13 protein-coding genes are annotated in these 16,316 nt (G+C 65.0%); 9 read left to right on the forward strand and 4 right to left on the reverse strand.

The window, feature by feature from the left end:
• Positions 1–122: 122 nt before the first annotated feature.
• From ACQG07_RS10195 to ACQG07_RS10210, 4 genes are all read left to right on the forward strand, one after another.
• Positions 123–2,540 (forward strand): beta-glucosidase, encoded by a 2,418-nt coding sequence (locus tag ACQG07_RS10195; RefSeq protein ID WP_426738194.1) that lies wholly within the window; start codon positions 123–125, stop codon positions 2,538–2,540.
• Positions 2,541–2,641: 101 nt separating this feature from the next.
• Positions 2,642–4,438 carry a beta-glucuronidase gene (uidA, locus tag ACQG07_RS10200; protein ID WP_426738195.1) on the forward strand — a complete coding sequence of 599 codons (1,797 nt, stop codon included), beginning with the start codon at positions 2,642–2,644 and terminating at the stop codon, positions 4,436–4,438.
• A 3-nt stretch (positions 4,439–4,441) separates the two neighbouring features.
• Entirely contained in the window at positions 4,442–5,434 is a 993-nt protein-coding gene (locus tag ACQG07_RS10205; RefSeq protein WP_426738196.1) for a Gfo/Idh/MocA family protein, read from the forward strand.
• Positions 5,431–6,159, forward strand: coding sequence for a LacI family DNA-binding transcriptional regulator (locus ACQG07_RS10210; protein ID WP_426738197.1), 729 nt, complete (start codon positions 5,431–5,433; stop codon positions 6,157–6,159). The genes ACQG07_RS10205 and ACQG07_RS10210 overlap by 4 nt, the downstream gene beginning before the upstream one ends.
• Before the next feature lie 105 nt (positions 6,160–6,264).
• On the opposite strand, the gene ACQG07_RS10215 is transcribed toward ACQG07_RS10210, so the two are convergent.
• Both ACQG07_RS10215 and ACQG07_RS10220 read right to left on the reverse strand, forming a co-directional pair.
• Entirely contained in the window at positions 6,265–6,486 is a 222-nt protein-coding gene (locus ACQG07_RS10215; RefSeq protein WP_426738198.1) for a hypothetical protein, read from the reverse strand.
• Positions 6,487–6,602: 116 nt separating this feature from the next.
• Positions 6,603–7,625 (reverse strand): LacI family DNA-binding transcriptional regulator, encoded by a 1,023-nt coding sequence (locus ACQG07_RS10220; protein ID WP_426738199.1) that lies wholly within the window; start codon positions 7,623–7,625, stop codon positions 6,603–6,605.
• A 148-nt stretch (positions 7,626–7,773) separates the two neighbouring features.
• On the opposite strand from ACQG07_RS10220, the gene ACQG07_RS10225 reads away from it, so the two are divergent.
• The 5 genes from ACQG07_RS10225 (at position 7,774) to ACQG07_RS10245 (ending at position 13,816) form a co-directional block, all read left to right on the forward strand.
• Entirely contained in the window at positions 7,774–8,715 is a 942-nt protein-coding gene (locus tag ACQG07_RS10225) for a carbohydrate ABC transporter permease (protein ID WP_426738200.1), read from the forward strand.
• Positions 8,712–9,539 carry a carbohydrate ABC transporter permease gene (locus ACQG07_RS10230; protein WP_426738201.1) on the forward strand — a complete coding sequence of 276 codons (828 nt, stop codon included), beginning with the start codon at positions 8,712–8,714 and terminating at the stop codon, positions 9,537–9,539. The genes ACQG07_RS10225 and ACQG07_RS10230 overlap by 4 nt, the downstream gene beginning before the upstream one ends.
• A 95-nt stretch (positions 9,540–9,634) precedes the next feature.
• Positions 9,635–10,921, forward strand: a complete 1,287-nt coding sequence (locus ACQG07_RS10235) for an ABC transporter substrate-binding protein (RefSeq protein WP_426738202.1) — start codon at positions 9,635–9,637, stop codon at positions 10,919–10,921.
• 163 nt (positions 10,922–11,084) lie between these two features.
• Positions 11,085–12,572, forward strand: coding sequence for a family 43 glycosylhydrolase (locus ACQG07_RS10240; protein ID WP_426738203.1), 1,488 nt, complete (start codon positions 11,085–11,087; stop codon positions 12,570–12,572).
• A 53-nt stretch (positions 12,573–12,625) separates the two neighbouring features.
• A complete protein-coding gene (locus ACQG07_RS10245) occupies positions 12,626–13,816 on the forward strand; it encodes a serine hydrolase domain-containing protein (RefSeq protein ID WP_426738204.1) in 1,191 nt (396 codons plus the stop codon).
• A 324-nt stretch (positions 13,817–14,140) separates the two neighbouring features.
• Here the strand turns inward: ACQG07_RS10245 and ACQG07_RS10250 are convergent, their stop codons facing one another.
• Both ACQG07_RS10250 and ACQG07_RS10255 read right to left on the reverse strand, forming a co-directional pair.
• A complete protein-coding gene (locus ACQG07_RS10250; RefSeq protein ID WP_426738205.1) occupies positions 14,141–14,962 on the reverse strand; it encodes a GDSL-type esterase/lipase family protein in 822 nt (273 codons plus the stop codon).
• Complete coding sequence (locus ACQG07_RS10255) at positions 14,959–16,188, reverse strand: multidrug effflux MFS transporter (protein ID WP_426738206.1); 1,230 nt, start codon at positions 16,186–16,188, stop codon at positions 14,959–14,961. Before ACQG07_RS10255 ends, ACQG07_RS10250 begins: the two co-directional genes overlap by 4 nt.
• Positions 16,189–16,316: the final 128 nt, after the last annotated feature.

The raw sequence follows: 16,316 nt of genomic DNA on the forward strand, positions 1-16,316 counted from the left end.
CGACTTTCGTCCTCTCTCCGGGGGGGCACCTCTTGAACCTGACCGCCGCCGCGTTCGCCCTCACCGACTAATTCGTCATCGTCTTCGGTGTTCCCACATTGACTATCTGGAAAGCAGTCCCTATGCGCCGTCACCTCGACATCACCCTTTCGCCAGCCGACCGCGCCAGCGTACTCCTCGGACAGATGACCGTGCCCGAGAAGGCGCAACAGCTCGTCGGAGTCCTCCCGCACTCGCTCCAAGGATCGGAACGACTGGAGGCCGCTCTCGGACTCGGCATCGGACACATCTCCGGCATGAACATGATGGTGGGCGGCCCGGCCGAACTCGCACAGGCGAACAACGAGTTCCAACGCTTCCTCGTCGAGCGAACCCGTCTCGGCATCCCGGCCATCGTCCACAGCGAAGCGCTCAACGGCCTGCTCGGCAAAGGGTTCACCTCGTTCCCCACGGCGATCGGACTCGCCGCGACGTGGAATCCCGAGCTGGTCACCGACATGGCGGACATCATCAGGCGGCAGGCCCGGTCCATTGGGATCACGCAGGCGCTCTCGCCCGTGCTCGACGTGGCCCGTGATCCGCGCTGGGGCCGGGTCCACGAGACCTACGGGGAAGAGGTGCTCCTCGTCACGGCAATGAGCGTCGCCTACGTCAGCGGCATCCAGGGGACGGATCTCGCTGACGGGGTGCTCGCGACGGCCAAGCACTTCCTCGGCTATGCGGCGACCGAGGCAGGCCAGAACCTCGCCGCAACGCACCTCGGCCCGCGTGAGCTATACGATGTCCACGCGACGCCTTTCGAAGCGGCCATCCGCCTGGCGAAGCTTCAGAGTGTCATGAACAGCTACTCGGAGATTGACGGCGAACCCGTTGCGACCTCCCGGGCCTACCTCACCGAGTGGCTGCGTGATCGGCTGGGCTTCACGGGCACGCTCGTCTCCGACTACCGGACGACGCAGTTCTTGGTCGACCGGCAGCACGTCGCCCGGACCGCAGAGGAGGCCGGAGCACTCACTCTGGCAGCCGGGCTCGATGTCGAGCTCCCGGGCGCGTACGCCTACGGTGCGACGCTTGCAACCGCTGTCGAGGCGGGGCGCATCGATGCCGCCCTGCTCGACCGCAGCGTCCTCCGTGTCTTGGAGCAGAAGTTCGCCTTGGGACTCTTTGAACGCCCGATCGTCGACGAGGATCCGATCGTGCTCGCTACCATCGCGGCGGAGGGCGCCGAACTATCCGCCACGCTCGCCGAACAGTCGATCACGCTCATCCGCAATGATGGAGTCCTCCCACTCGACCTGCAGACGCAGCAGCGTATCGCTGTCGTCGGCCCGCACGCCGCTTCCACCATGTCCGGCTTCGCGAACTACACCTATCCGGCATCCTTGGAGATGCTGCGGGGCCTGGCGACCGGTCGCGCTCGACTCGCTGGCATGGAGGGTGTGCTCGGCGACATGCCGCCCGCGATGCAGCGGGCGGCCGCCGAGCGCATGGAGGCGATGTCCGCCATCGACCTCGACGAGGTGTCCCGAAGCGAGTACGGCGCGATCGGCTTCGGCGAGGCGCTCGCTGCGCTGAACGCGGATTGGGCAGTCGAGACCGTCGCCGGCTTCGACGTAGTCGACCATGACCAGGCGGCGACAGCGGAGGCGATCGAAGCCGCAAAGGGCGCGGACGTCATCGTCGTCGCGCTCGGCGGTCGCTCGGGGGCGTTCGCCGGGCGGATGACGGAGGGGGAGGGCACCGACGCCGCGGACATCGACCTTCCCCAGCACCAGCGCGACCTGGTGAAAGCACTAGCGGTGCTCGGGAAACCGATCGTCGGGGTGCTCTTCGGCGGTCGCCCGTACGGACTGGCCGAGATCGACCCGCTGTGCGCGGCAATCCTCGTCGCCTACTACCCGGGACCAGCGGGCGCTGAGGCCGTCGCCCGCGTCCTCGCCGGACTCGTCTCCCCGAGCGGGAAGCTGCCGTTCACCCTGCCCCGAGCCACCGGCCAGACTCCGATCTACCAGGCCGCCAAGACCGGCAGCGGTTACCGCAGGGAGGCGGCGGACAACTTTCAGGCCTACTCGGACCTCCCCGCGTCACCGCTCTACTCCTTCGGACATGGTCTGTCCTACACACGGTTCGAATACGGTGCGGTGACCGTGACCGACTCCGTGGCGATGGACGGCGTCATCGCGGTGGCCTTCGACGTGACGAACGTCGGCGACGCCAGCGGTGCCGAGGTAGCCCAGATCTACGCATCGACCACGGCGACCGGTCTGACTAGACCCTGGCAGCAACTCGTCGCGTTCGCCCGCGTGGAGCTCGCTGCCGGGGAGCGCGCCCGCGTGAGCGTCGACGTCGATGTCGCCCAGCTCGGCTTCAGCGGTCGTGACGGGCGCTTCGTGGTCGAGCCCGGCAGCGTGACCTTCCGCGTCGGTGCCTCCTCGGAGGACATCCGGACCACGGCGATCGTCGACCTGACCGGCGAGCTCACCGACGTCTCGGGGCGCCGGAGCTTCCTCCCGGAGGTGACCGTGTCCCGAACGCCCTGACGAGCGCGACCGATCGCATCTCGTCGATCTGCCGTCACCTCCTGATCCTCCCGATTCTGCTCACTCGCCCCGGTCCTCGTGACCAGGGGAGAAAGGTCATCATGCTGAAACCCATTGCCACCGCCACCCGAGAGCTCGTCAACCTCGACGGGGTGTGGCGGTTTGCCATCGATTCGCGGCTCCCGGAGAGCCCGTGGACGGCACAGCTGGACACACCGCTTGAGGCGGCCGTGCCAGCCAGCTACAACGACCTCTTCACCGATCCGGAGATCCGCAACCACGTCGGGTGGGTCTACTACCAGCGGCCGGTCCGAGTACCGCGTGGATGGACCGACGACCGCGTACTCCTTCGATTCGGCGCGGCGACGCACGCGGCGAGGGTCTACGTCGACGACCGACTCATCGGCGAGCACATCGGCGGTTACACCCCGTTCGACGTCGACGTCACGGAACACGTGACGGCGGGAGCGGAGTTCCGGCTTACCGTGGCGGTCAGCGGCGACCTGAGCAACGAGACCGTGCCACCCGGGAAGATCGAGGTGACCGGGGCCGGTCGCCGCAAGCAGGTCTATTACCACGACTTCTACAACTACGCTGGCCTGGCCCGGTCGGTGTGGCTGCACAGCCTGCCGCAGGTCGCAATCGACGACATCGTCGTGACGACCGGACACGTCGGGACTGTGGGAAGTGTCCACTACGTGACGCACACGACAGGCGGAGATGAGGTGCGCGTCAGGCTTCGAGACGCGCGCGGTGTGATCGTCGCCGAGGGCAGCGGCCGGGAGGGCACGCTCGAGGTCCAGGACGTGACGCTCTGGAAGCCGGGGGCTGCATACCTCTACGACCTCGAAATCGAACTCCTCACGGGAGCTGCCGTCGTCGACACGTACGCGCTCCCGGTCGGCGTGCGGACCGTCGAGGTCCGGGGCTACGAGTTCCTGATCAACGGCGAACCGTTCTACTTCACCGGCTTCGGAAAGCACGAGGACACCCCGGTGCGCGGCAAGGGGCACGACAACGCCTACCTCGTGCACGACTTCCAGCTCCTCGAATGGATCGGTGCGAACTCCTTCCGGACCTCGCACTACCCCTACGCCGAGGAGGTTCTCGAGTTCGCCGACCGACACGGGATCGTCGTTATCGACGAGACGGCCGCGGTCGGTCTGAACATGGGCGTCGTTGGAGGCCTAGCCGGGAAGCCGCCGTTCCCGACGTTCTCGGAACAGTACGCGAACGACCGGACTCAGGGCGCGCACGCGCAGCACCTCCGCGAACTGATCGAACGCGACCGCAATCACCCCTCAGTGGTCATGTGGTGCATCGCGAACGAGCCGGCATCGAACGAGGACGGCGCGCGCGAGTACTTCGAGCCACTCGTGAACCTCGCCCGAGAGCTCGATCCCACCCGCCCGCTCACCTACGCCGTGGTGCTGTTCGCGACGTTCACGAACGACCAGATCATCGACCTGTTCGACGTGGTGAGCCTGAACCGCTACTACGGCTGGTATGTCGCCGGTGGGGACCTCGAGACGGCTCGCGAGTACCTGGCCCGTGACCTCCAGGGATGGATCGACCGCGTCGAGAAGCCGATCATGATGACGGAGTACGGCGCTGACACCGAGCCAGGCGTGCACTCCGTCTGGGACAAGGTCTGGACCGAGGAGTATCAGACCGCGTTCCTCGAGGCGCACCACGAGGTCTTCGACCGCTTCCCGCAGTTCGTGGGAGAGCAGGTCTGGAACTTCGCCGACTTCGCCACCGACAACGGGCTGCACCGTGTCGACGGCAACAAGAAAGGGATCTTCACGCGGGACCGGAAACCGAAGTCGGCCGCGACGTCGCTTCGCCGACGGTGGCGTGGACTTGACGGGCGGAAGCCCGGGACCACCGAGCATTGAGCGATGACGATGCCTGACCCGCGGGGCGTGCGGTGGGCGGTCGTCGGAACCGGGGCGATCTCGGAGTCGTTCATCGCGGACATCCTCGCAGCCGGCTCCATCGTCTCCGCCGTCTGGGGGCGCCGAGCTCACCGCGCACGTGACGTTGCCGAGCGGTTCGGTATCGCGACCTGGACCGACGACCTGGGCGCGGTTCTGGCCCGGCCGGACGTCGACATCGTGTACATCGCGACACCACCCGCCGTGCATGTCTCGCAGACACTCGCAGCGCTCGACGCAGGAAAGCACGTCCTGGTGGAGAAGCCGATGGCGACGGCGGCCGCGGACGTCGTTCGGATCTTCGACCGGGCGCGCCTGCGCGATCGCTTCGTTATGGAGGCGATGTGGATGAAGTTCAACCCGCTCCATCGGGACGTATTGGCGCGCATCGCGGGCGGCGCGATCGGAACACCGCGGACGATGCGCGGCGGCTTTGGCATGCCGTTCCCGGCCGGCGGCAGTCGGTGGAGTTCCGAACTCGGCGGAAGTTCGGTGCTCGACCAGGGCATCTACGGCATAACGCTGGCGGTATGGGCACTCGGCTCCGTGGTGAACGTCTCAGCTGCCGGTACGGTGCGTGAGGGTGTCGACGTCACCGCCGAACTGACTCTGCAGCACGAGCACGGCTCGACCTCGCAGATCGCCTGTTCGATGCTCGACTTCGTCGACCCTTCCGCCTCCATCAGCGGGAGCCGAGGGTGGATCGAGATCCAAGCGATGTTCTGGGCTACTGACCGTGCGGCTGTCCACGCCGGTTCGGTTGAAGCACTCTGGGAGAGGCCCGAACCGGTCGAGCACCCACGGCAAGGGAACGGATACGTCCCGATGATCCGCGCTGTCGAGGAGGCGCTGTCGACAGGCGTCCTCGAGCACGCCGACCATGATCGGGAGGCGACGCACGCCGTCGCTTCGGTCATGGACGACGTCCGCGCGCTGGTATTCGGTGGTGGGGAGTGAGCGAGGCGCTTCTGACGCACGCTTCCGGCCCGGGGACGCCCCGGGAGGCGACGATCTACGACGTCGCCGAGGCCGCCGGCGTCGCCCCCTCGACCGTGTCGCGGGCGCTCTCGAAACCAGGACGGATCAGTGCGCCGACCGAGGCGAGGATTCGAGCGATCGCCGAACGGCTCAATTTTCGCGTCAACCCCACGGCCCGAGCGCTCCACAGCGGTCGTACCCGGACGCTCGCGCTCGTGGTCGCCGACATCACCAATCCCATCGTCTTCGGCATCGTGCGAGGGGCCGAACATGCGGCGGCGGCGGCGGCGGGATACACCCTGGTCATCGCCGAATCCCAGGAGTCCGGTAGACACGAGGCCAAGACGATGGAGGAGCTGCTGCCGAGTGTTGACGGACTGGTGCTCGCGACGACCCGTCTCCCGGACGTTCGGATCCGTGAGATCGCGCGCCGCAAGCCCGTCGTGCTCATCAATCGTCTCGTCGCCGGCGTCCCCGGTGTCCTGCCGGACGTCGCCGCCGGCATCGACCAACTGTTGAAGTACCTCGCGTCGGAGGGCCATCGTGCGATGGTGTACCTCGCGGGCCCTGAGGCGTCGTGGATCAGCGAGCGCAGATTCGAACAGGTGCTGCGCAACGCTGAGCAGATCGGACTCCGGATCGTCGAGATCGGACCGATTACGCCGACGATCACCGGGGGACATGCGGGGTTCCGCAGCTCGTGATCGCCTCACGCCACAGCCGTCATCGCTCTTAACGACCTCCTGGCGATCGTTGTGCTCCAGGCTCAAACGAACCGGCGATCTGCTCGGCGAACACCTCGCCAATGCTCACGGTGCCTTTCCGTGCGCGTGCAGATCCTGCCGGGTGTCACCGTCGAGCGGGCGCGGCCCGTCGGGATCAGCCACCCCGTTGGCCAGGTCGAGCGCCGGTTCCCCGTTGATACAGATCAATACGGCGGCCCCGCCCGTTGCCGGCGCTCTTCGGCAGAACGAGTCAGCGTTGCGTTCCGGGTCTGGTCTGACGAAAGGTTCGACGGATTGCGTTTTCATGGTCACCTCTACTGCGCGTCGACTTCTCGGCAAAACGCTCATCGCGGATGAGATCGGCTACCGACAGAATCTCCGGATGATTGCAGAAACGCAGGGGTCGCGAGCGGATGCGCCGTTTACGGAATCGCCGTCTGGGTCGACTCCCGAACGACTAGCCGCGTCGGCAGTTCTACCCATTCACCTGAGCCCACAGTACCCGTGCGGAGTTCATGAATGAATTCGACCGCTCGCGAAGCCATCTGGCGAATCGGCTGCCGAACGGTTGTGAGCGGGGGGGAGGACGTTGAGGCCAACGGTGTGTCGTCGAAACCGACGACTGAGAGATCCTGAGGAATGCGGAGCCCCAACGTCTTGGCTGCACGGTACACGCCCATGGCCATCGCGTCGTTGCACGCAAACACACCGAGAGGGAGCTTTGCCTCCCGCAAGAGCGGGCGGAAAGCGACGGCCAAATCTGCATCAGTCCAGTTGGCCTTCACCGTGGTGACTTCGGCTCCGGGCACGAGCTGTTCCACCGCATTGCGAAAACCCTGCTCGCGGGCGCGGCCAAAACGGAATGGCGGGTGGCCGACGACGATGATGAAGTTCTGGAGGCCGCGCTCCGCCAGATGAGCTCCGGCCTCGAAGCCTCCGGCCGCATCAGTGGTGCCGATACCCTCCAGGTCTCCCTGTGGATCCGACCTCGGCTCGAGCAGAACAACGGGGATGTTCAAGCCTCGGAGCTGCGCAAGTTGGTTCTGTGTCGGTCGTATCAAACCGAGAATGACCCCGCCAGATCGACGAGCGGCTGCTCGCCTCGGCCAATCATCGGCCGGGTTGTCGCGCTCTGCCGTAAGGATGAGGTCGTAGCCGAGGCGGGCGGCAGCCGATCTTGCACCGGCTACGACTTCGTCCGTCCAAGGATCATCGAAACCACGGAGCACCAACTCGATCGTTCGTGGATCGTTGGTTGAAGGACGCCCGCGGGGGGCAACATCTCGCACATAGCCGAGCTCTGTCGCGACTACCTGTATGCGCAACCGTGTAGCGGGTGGGAGGTCGCCTCGACCGGACAGCGCGCGCGAAACAGAGGACAGAGAAACCCCCGCTGCCGCTGCCACGTCTTTCATCGTGACGATTCGAGCCAGTGCGCTCATCATTGAACCACCCTCTCCAGGTCTGGGCGCACCTTTTGCGCAAGTGCCGCACGGAACGGACTTTACCCAACATATGATCACTTCGCCACCGGGTAACCGAATGCTCAGACGTGGCTTCGGAGAACGAAACGCATCCCAAGCAGGTAGGTCAATGACGACGACAATCAAAACACCGGTCGCGGTACCGGCGCCGCCGAACAGAACCCGCGGACCGCGCCGCCGACGCAGTTCCGTGGGTCGAGCGCTCTGGTGGTTCGCGGTACCCGCGGTCGCGGTCTACCTGCTCATCGTGATCGTCCCGACGGTCCAGGGCGGCTACATGTCGATGACGGACTGGTCGGCATTCAAACTCGATGCGACCTTCGTCGGGTTCGACAACTTCGTCACCCTGTTCCAGGGCGACTCTGGGGACGCCGCATTCCGCACGCTGTTCATCGCGATCATTACGGTCGTCGCACAGAACGTCCTTGGTCTGCTGTTGGCAGTCGTGCTCAACGGTCGTCTCAGGGGGCGCAACGTACTCCGCACGATCATCTTCGCCCCAATGGTCGTGTCGCCCCTGGTGGTCGGATACCTCTTCAAGTACATCTTTGGCCCGCCGAACACCGGCGCGCTCAACGTCGTGTTCAAGACTTTCGGGTTACCGCAGGTCGACTTCCTGGGCAATCCCACCTCGGCGCTATGGATCATCATCCTCGTCATCATCTGGCAGTTCACGGGTTCAACGATGATCATCTACCTGGCCGGGCTGCAGGGCGTTCCGCCGGAGCTCCTCGAGGCCGCGTCTCTGGATGGCGCCAGCACGTGGAAGAAGTTCTGGTACGTCACCCGACCGCTCCTCGCGCCTGCCGTCACCATCAATCTGATGATCGGACTTATCGGCGGCTTGAAGGTCTTCGACCAAATCTTCGCTATCACGGGCGGTGGCCCGGCGGGATCGACCGAGACTATCTCGACGCTGATCTTCAAGAACTTCTCGCAGTACGGGTACTACGGGCTCTCCGCAGCGCTCGCCATCCTCCTCGCCATCGGCGTCGCGATCCTCTCGCTCATCCAGTTCGCCGTCCTCCGCCGTCAGGAGCGCAATTCATGAGTACTTCGAACACCCTCGGTCGCACAGGCGGCTACGTCTTCTCCTACGGTTCGACGCTTTTCTTCCTGATCCCGGTCTACCTCCTCGTGAACCTGGCCATCCGACCCGCTGGCGACTTCACGCCTGCTTTCATCCCGAGCACTCGGACGACGGGGGACAATTTCGTGCAGGTGTGGACGCAATCCGGTCTGCCCGCAGCCATCGCGACAAGCATGCTCATCACCACCGTGTCCTGCATCGCGATCATGGTCATCGCGACGATGGCCGCCTACCCTCTGGCCCGATCGACCGCGAAGCTGTCGACGACGACGTTTTACTTCTTCCTCATCGGACTCCTTGTGCCTGCTCAGGTTGCCCTGCTGCCGCTGTATCTGACGATGCGAGATCTTGGACTTCTCGGCACGCCCTGGGCGCTGATCATCATCTACGTCGGCGGGAACATGCCGTTCGCAATCTTCCTCACGACGACCTTCCTCCGTTCCAGCGTCCCCCTCGAGTACGAAGAGGCGGCTCGAATCGACGGCTGCAGCGACGCCAGGGTCTTCTTCAACATCGTGCTTCCACTCCTCCGACCGGTGCTTGGAACCCTCATCATCCTGGTTGGCGTCGGTATCTGGAATGACTTCTTCAGCCCGCTGCTCTACCTCGCCGGGAGTGGGATCACCACGATCCCCGTCGCGATCTATCAGTTCGTCGGTGCGTACTCGACCAACTGGTCGTTGATCTTCGCCGCGCTCATCATCTCGATGGTCCCGGTCTTGACGATCTACCTGGTCTTTCAGAGGTACGTCATCCAGGGGTTCGCCGGCGGTCTCAAGGGCTGAACTACGGGCACCGCACGACGAAACAGACTTCCGGCTCTGCCGGTCGGCACCAACCCTCACATCACTCTCAACAGCAATCACAGAAAGCAGGATCGATGAAGATTCGGACCGGACTTGGCGTTACCGCCATTGTCATGACAGGTGCACTGCTCGCCGGCTGTTCCGGCGGCGGCGCAGCCCCCGCGAGCACCAGCGGTGAAATCACCGGAACCGTCACGGGGATCTGGGACGCGACGTTCAAGAGCTCGATCGACCCGATAGCCAAGGCCTTCGAGAAGGAGCACCCGGGCGTCAAGATGGACATCACCTATCAGGGTGGAGACCTCAGCAGCGTTCTCAGCACGCAGCTACAGGCGGGTACCGCACCCGACATTCTCATCACATTCCCTGGCGGCACCCCCGGTGCCGGCGGTGGTACGACGGTTCTGACTCTCGCGTCTCAGGGGCGTCTGCTCGACCTGTCTTCCTCGCCCTGGACCAAGACCATTCCGGATCAGTGGAAGAGCGAGGTTAACTACAAGGACAAGACGTACGCCTACCCCGGCATTGCGCAGGGTATGGGGGCCATCTACAACCAGTCCACGCTTGACGAGTACGGCCTGAAGATCCCGACCACGCTCGACGAGGTGTTCACGCTCTGCGCTGACGCGAAGGACCAAGGTGTCTACGCATATGCGCAGGGCCTCGGCGAGTCCACCGGCGGACCGCAGATGATGTCCTACGCACAGACAGCGACGCTCGTCTACGGACCGGACCCTGACGCTGCGAAAGAGACCACAGACGGGACCTTCGACTTCGCGAAGTCCGGCTGGAAGGACCAGCTCGAAATCTACAAGAAGATGAACGATGAGGGCTGCTTCGGCGAAGGTGCGCTTGGTCGTGACCGTGCTCAAGGAGGCGACGATGTTGCCGCTGGTCGGGCGCTCGGCATCGTTGACGTGTCCGCCGTGATGAGCGCCATCCAGGCGAAGGCGCCGGACGCGAAGTTGGCTTTCGCACCAATGCCCGCAACCAACGATGCGAAAGAGACGGTTGCCGCTGCGCTGCTTGGCTACACCTTGGCGATCAATGCGAAGGCCAAGAACCCTGTTGCGGCGCAGGCGTTCCTTGAGTTCCTGTCGGAGCCGAAGCAGATCGCCACGCACGCAGCGGGATTCGCGGCGCTTCCGGCCATCCCCCAGGAGGGCTACGAGGCGCCAGCTGGCCTCACCGAGTTCGCGAAGTACATCGACTCTGGCAGCTTCACCAAGCTGCCGGTCTGGCCAAACGCGAACACGCAGGACACGATCAACGTGGCCGTTCAGTCCCTGATGCTCGGAAACGACACCGTCGACAGCACGCTGGCGAAGATTCAGGCTGCGTATGACAAGGGTGCCGAGTAGGTCGACTCCCGCCATGCGACGGTGCCCGTCACCTTGGTCCGAGGGTCGAGGTGACGGGTACTCTCGCAGAACTGCTGCACAACAACCGCACGAGATGCAGCATCGCTGCCGAAACACAGCCGAAGACGAGCCCGAGGTGTCCAGTCAAATGATCACAACTCCAGTGACCGACACGGTCTATCCGCCGAGGATCAGTGCCGCGGTCGAACCGATCCTTCACGGGTTCCACCCGGATCCGACCATCTGTCGGGTCGGTGGTGACTACTACATCGCGACCTCGAGCTTCGAGTATTTCCCGGGGGTGCCGATCTTCCACAGCACAGACCTCCTCACCTGGTCTCCGCTCGGCCATATCCTGTCCCGCCGAAGTCAGTTCCGCCCTGGCACCGGAGCGGAGTCGAACGGCATCTACGCTGGCACCCTGCGACACCATGACGGTCGGTTCTGGTACGTCACCACGAACGTCAGTGATTTCGGATCGGGTCAGGTGCTGGTGTCGGCGACTGATCCGGCCGGTCCCTGGTCAGAGCCGGTCTTCATCGGCGAAGCCATCGGCATCGACCCGGACCTCTGCTGGGACGATGAAGGCGACTGCTTCCTCAGTTGGAAGGGTATGGACTTCGTGACGGAGACTGGCATCCTCCAGGCACGTCTCGACCTCGATTCGGGCGCGCTGCTGTCGGCGCCGTACCCGATTTGGCAGGGGAGCGGTCTCGATGCTGCGGAGGGCCCCCACCTCTACGCCGTCGACGGAGCCTGGTATCTCATGCTCGCCGAGGGCGGCACTGAGCGCGGACACGCCGTGACTGTTGCGCGAGCACCACATCCTTCCGGCCCGTTCGAGTCACACCCGGACAACCCCATCTTCTCCCGCCGGAGCGTCATCACCCATCCGGTGCAGAACGTTGGCCACGCGGATCTCGTGCAGACCCCTGACGGCGGGTGGGTGGCGGTGTACTTGGGCGTCCGGAGTCGCGGCTCCACCCCCGGGTTCCACGTGCTGGGTCGAGAAACTTTCCTGGCCGGTATTGACTGGGCCGAGGGTTGGCCGGTCTTCGACGAAGAGGCTTACATGGTGCCGCAGGTGGACAATTCCTTCTCCGACGATTTCAGCTCGCCGACACTCGACCTGCGTTGGGTGAGTCCTGGTGGCGAACCAGACAAGCTGTCGGAGGTGCTGCCAGAGGGCGGACTCGCCCTGCGGGCAAAACAGGTCCCGGGGATCATTTGCGCTCGAGTGCAGGATCTGCGGTGGCGCGCTGAGGCGACGGTGAGTGGGTCGGCGATGTTCTCGCTCCGCCTCGACGACACACACTGGTACGCGTTGAGACTCGAAGATCAGCGTGTGCACGCTCGAGCGCAGATCGGAACAATCCATCACGGGATTGGTCAGATCGCGATCGAAGGGGACCGAGCCGTCCTGCGAATCGAGAGTACGGAGCCCAGCGCAAGACCGGAACCCCTGCGCATGCAGGGACCAGACGACATCGTGCTGTCGGTAATCGGTCCCGACGGAGTTGTGCACGAACTCGGACGTTTGGATGGCCGCTATGTCTCCACCGAGGTGGCGGGCGGGTTCACCGGCCGAATGCTCGCGCTCGGAACACACTCCGGAGGCACGGTTCACTCGGTTTCATACACGTCCAAGTGATGAACCGGCCGGCCGATCACGGGCACAAAGCGAATGACTGAGAGGCGTGGAAGATGACCAGCAGCATCGGAACTGAAAGGAAGGGAACCGTGGAGTCTTCGCCGGTCGGATGGAGCGAGGACGGGTTCGGCGTCGTTGTGGATGCGTTCGCGTCGACGATCACCGACGACGGCCGCACTGGCGGCCAGTTGTCGGTCTGGGTTGGCGGTCGTCAGGTCGTCGACGTTCACGGTGGAGTGGCCGACTTCCGGATCGGGAAGCGCTTTACGGCTGATACTTTGGTCCCCTTCTTCTCTTGCTCGAAAGGCGTCGCGACTCTGCTAGTTGCGATGCTCGTCGAGCGAGGACTCATCCCCTCCTTCGAGACCCCGGTGTCCGAGATCTGGCCCGAATTCGGGGCGAACGGCAAGGCTTCGCTCTCCATCGGTGACGCTCTGGCGCACCGTGGTGGTGTCTCGGCACCTCGCAAGGACCTCACCCAGGAGCAGGTACTGGACGGAGTGACTTTGGCGAACGTACTTGCCGCTCAGGAGCCGCTTTGGGAGCCTGGCACGAATCACAGTTATCACGCTCTCACCCACGGAGTCTTCACCCAACAGCTGGTAGAACGCGCATCCGGGGTGCCGTTCTCCCGCTTCTTGCGGGATCACCTCACCGGCCCTTTGCAGGCGGACGTGTTCTTCGGGCTGTCCGACGATCAGCTGCCTCGCCTCAGCCACTGGGTCGACGAGGAAGCCGAACCGAGCCAATTCTCGAACGCCGTCCCGGATGCCGATCCGGAGGCGGTGACCTGGCATGAGCGGGCGATGACGTTGGGTGGCGGGATTGGTATCCCCGACTTCAACCGCCCGGAGGTGTTTCGTCACCTGCTCGCGGGTGTCGGTGGTGTGGGGACGGCATCGGGTCTCGCGCGCATATGGTCGTCGACGGTCGTTGAGACCCTAGGACGCCGCACGATCAGCGATGAGACGGTCGAGGTGCTGAGGGCGCTCCGGAGCTCCGGTCCTGGTCGATTCCCTGTCGGGCCCCCGCCCTATCAGTCCTGGGGCGCCGGTGTCATGGTCCCCTCCGATTGGCAGCGTTACCTCACCCCGCGCTCGTTCGGCCATGACGGCGCCGGTGGGCAGATCGCGTTCGCGGATCCCGAGCACGGCGTCGCGGTCGGATATCTGGCGAACCTGATGGGCGGGTGGGATCGTGGGAACCGGATCCTCAGCGCGCTCAAAACCGCGCTTAGCATCTGACTCTTCCTTTGGAGATCGCGCATCATCCAGCCTTTTCACAGGCTCGTCGACGTTCGCTCTTGCGTCCATCGCGCACCCCACTTGCTCGACGACGCCGTCTGCCTGGGAGTGAGGTCCCCCCCTCGCTTCGATTGCGAACTCCGGCGTGGGTCGGCTCTACGATGCTCTGGTGGCTGCGGGTGGCCCACCTAGAGACGGGACCTGGTCCGAACTCCTGGGTGACGAGGGGTTCATGGCGCTACGCAGGCAACCTCTTCACAACGCTCCTCACGTGCCTCTGGTGCGTGGCCACGCTGGAGACCGCGCGCTGGGTCTCCGGGTCGCCTAGAGGATCCCGAGGATCGCTGACGCGGCGGCGCGCATACCCGCGCGGGTCGGGTGGAAGTGCGAGCCGTCGTTCGCGCGGACCTGCCAGCCCAGCGTGTAGGCGTCCGTGCTTCCCGCGCCATGTCCGGTGCCGTATGCCGAGGCGGGGACGAGGTCCGCTCCAGTCCTCTTCGCCGCTGCCGCGAAAACAGCTGCCAGCTCTTGGGCTACATTCCGAAAGTGGTCGATTTCGTCCGCGCTCAGTGGGAGGATCGGCCCAGGCGCACTGTCGTCGTCGATCACCGGAAGATAGTCGACGAGTACGACGCGCGCGCCCGGCGCCCGGCGGCGGCATTCAACGACGATCTCCGACAGGCCGTCGGTGGCTCGCCGGAGCTGATCGGCGGTGGGTGGGACGAGGGGTGCGCGACGGATTGAACGCTCGCCGATCCAACGCGTCAGAACGTTTCGAGTGCGGGCGTTGGCCAAGGATCGCGACCACAGGCTGCCGATGTACTGGAGATCGTTGCCGGCTGCGGTCACGAGAATGAGATCCGCATTCTCATCGACGCTCTCGATCTGGGGGGGAAACCGCCGTCCACCCGCGCGTTGCGAGTCGTGCAGGATGGTCGCGGTGGTCGCTCCGGAGACCGAGGCATCGATGAGGCGCGCGCCGAGTGTCCGACTCACCAGCTGGGCGGCGTTGTCGGCGGATCGCTTCGCGGCGCGATTCGCAATCGGCGTGATCCCCGGCCCGGCCGCAAAGGAGCTTCCCAGAGCGACGACGGTCGTGTATTCGGTGACCCGCTTGGCTGCGGTACCCGGGTCGTCGGAGTTCATCGTGCCGGAGCGGTTCGTCGGGGCCGGGACACCATGAGCCAGAGCAACAGGGTGGCGAGCGTCATCGCCGATCCCATCACGAGACCAAGTGGGACGAAGGTCGTCACGCCGAGAGCGCCCACGATCGGGGCTGCGACACCGGCGAGTCCGAAGTTCACGGCGCCGAGCAGCGCTGCCGCGGTCCCGGCGCGGGCTGCGTGGTCTGCCAATCCGGTCGCGCCGAGGCAGGGACCACACGCACCCGCCAGAGCGAAAAATAGCAACATCGTGGGAAGGACGGGGCCGAAGCCGGGGAACGTCCGCGAGATCAGGCCGAGAAAGAAGCCCGCGACCGCCATGGCGGGCAGCACCACACGGAGCACCATGATGGGCGACGTCCGTTCCGCGATCACCGCCGACGCCTGCGTGCCTATCACGAACGCCACAGCGTTGCCGGCTGAGACCACGCCGTAGACCTGGGGTGTCATCCCGAACTGTTGCTGGAAGAGGAACGAGGAGCTCGAGAGGTAGGCGAACACGGCGGAGACCATCATACCGCCGATGAGCGCGACGCCGATGAAACGACGATCCCAGAGGAGCGCGCGGTAGTTCCCCCACACGGTCGCGCGCCCGGGCCTACGTGATCGGCTCTCGGGAGAATGCGTCTCGGGGAGCCACAGGACACAGGCCAGGAGCATGGTCGAACCGTACGCTGCCACCACGACGAAGATGCCGCGCCAGTCGAAGAGGTGCATGAGCTGGGCGCCGAGGAACGGTGCCACGATCGGAGCGATGCCGGTGAACAGCGCCACCCTCGCGAGTCCACGGATGAGCTGCCTGCCCTCCGCCACATCGCGGATCATCGCCATGGCCACGACACCGCCACCAGCAGCCCCCGCCCCCTGGACGACGCGTAGGACGAGGACCCAGGTGACGTCCGGCGCGGCGGCTATTGCGAGGCTCGAGGCGACGTGCGTGGTCGTAGCGACCAGAAGTGGCAGGCGTCGCCCCGCGGTGTCGCTCCACGGTCCGACGATGAGTTGGCCGATCGCGAAGCCGATGGTCGCGGCGCTCAGCGTCAACTGGATCTGCGTAGGCGTCGTGGACAGCGCTTCCTGCATCTGCGGGAACGCCGGGAGGTAGAGGTCGATCGTCAACGGGCCGAGCACGGCCAGGAGTCCGAGCAGAACCACGAGTTGTGGAGCGACTTGTCTTTGGTCTCCGATGGACGGTTTGGTCGTCGTCATGATCGCGGTTCCTCCGGAACGAACGTGCTGCTTCCGGGGCGGTACCGGCGAGTTGATGGTGGGATCGAGGATGGCAGTTCTCGGGCCGAATATGCTGTTCCTTGCGCAAAAGCGCCGCCGAGTCGGTA

Source organism: Plantibacter sp. 2H11-2 (assembly GCF_050031945.1).
Classification (GTDB): Bacteria; Actinomycetota; Actinomycetes; order Actinomycetales; family Microbacteriaceae; genus Plantibacter; species Plantibacter auratus.

Bases quoted from the DNA above. Each gene is read 5' to 3' on its own strand.
- ACQG07_RS10220 (WP_426738199.1), bottom strand. From the start codon at position 7,625: ATGATGAGCGCACTGGCTCGAATCGTCACGATGAAAGACGTGGCAGCG.
- ACQG07_RS10255 (WP_426738206.1), bottom strand. From the start codon at position 16,188: ATGACGACGACCAAACCGTCCATCGGAGACCAAAGACAAGTCGCTCCA.
- ACQG07_RS10250 (WP_426738205.1), bottom strand. From the start codon at position 14,962: ATGAACTCCGACGACCCGGGTACCGCAGCCAAGCGGGTCACCGAATAC.
- ACQG07_RS10225 (WP_426738200.1), top strand. From the start codon at position 7,774: ATGACGACGACAATCAAAACACCGGTCGCGGTACCGGCGCCGCCGAAC.
- ACQG07_RS10205 (WP_426738196.1), top strand. From the start codon at position 4,442: ATGACGATGCCTGACCCGCGGGGCGTGCGGTGGGCGGTCGTCGGAACC.
- ACQG07_RS10215 (WP_426738198.1), bottom strand. From the start codon at position 6,486: ATGAAAACGCAATCCGTCGAACCTTTCGTCAGACCAGACCCGGAACGC.
- uidA (WP_426738195.1), top strand. From the start codon at position 2,642: ATGCTGAAACCCATTGCCACCGCCACCCGAGAGCTCGTCAACCTCGAC.
- ACQG07_RS10235 (WP_426738202.1), top strand. From the start codon at position 9,635: ATGAAGATTCGGACCGGACTTGGCGTTACCGCCATTGTCATGACAGGT.
- ACQG07_RS10195 (WP_426738194.1), top strand. From the start codon at position 123: ATGCGCCGTCACCTCGACATCACCCTTTCGCCAGCCGACCGCGCCAGC.
- ACQG07_RS10245 (WP_426738204.1), top strand. From the start codon at position 12,626: ATGACCAGCAGCATCGGAACTGAAAGGAAGGGAACCGTGGAGTCTTCG.
- ACQG07_RS10230 (WP_426738201.1), top strand. From the start codon at position 8,712: ATGAGTACTTCGAACACCCTCGGTCGCACAGGCGGCTACGTCTTCTCC.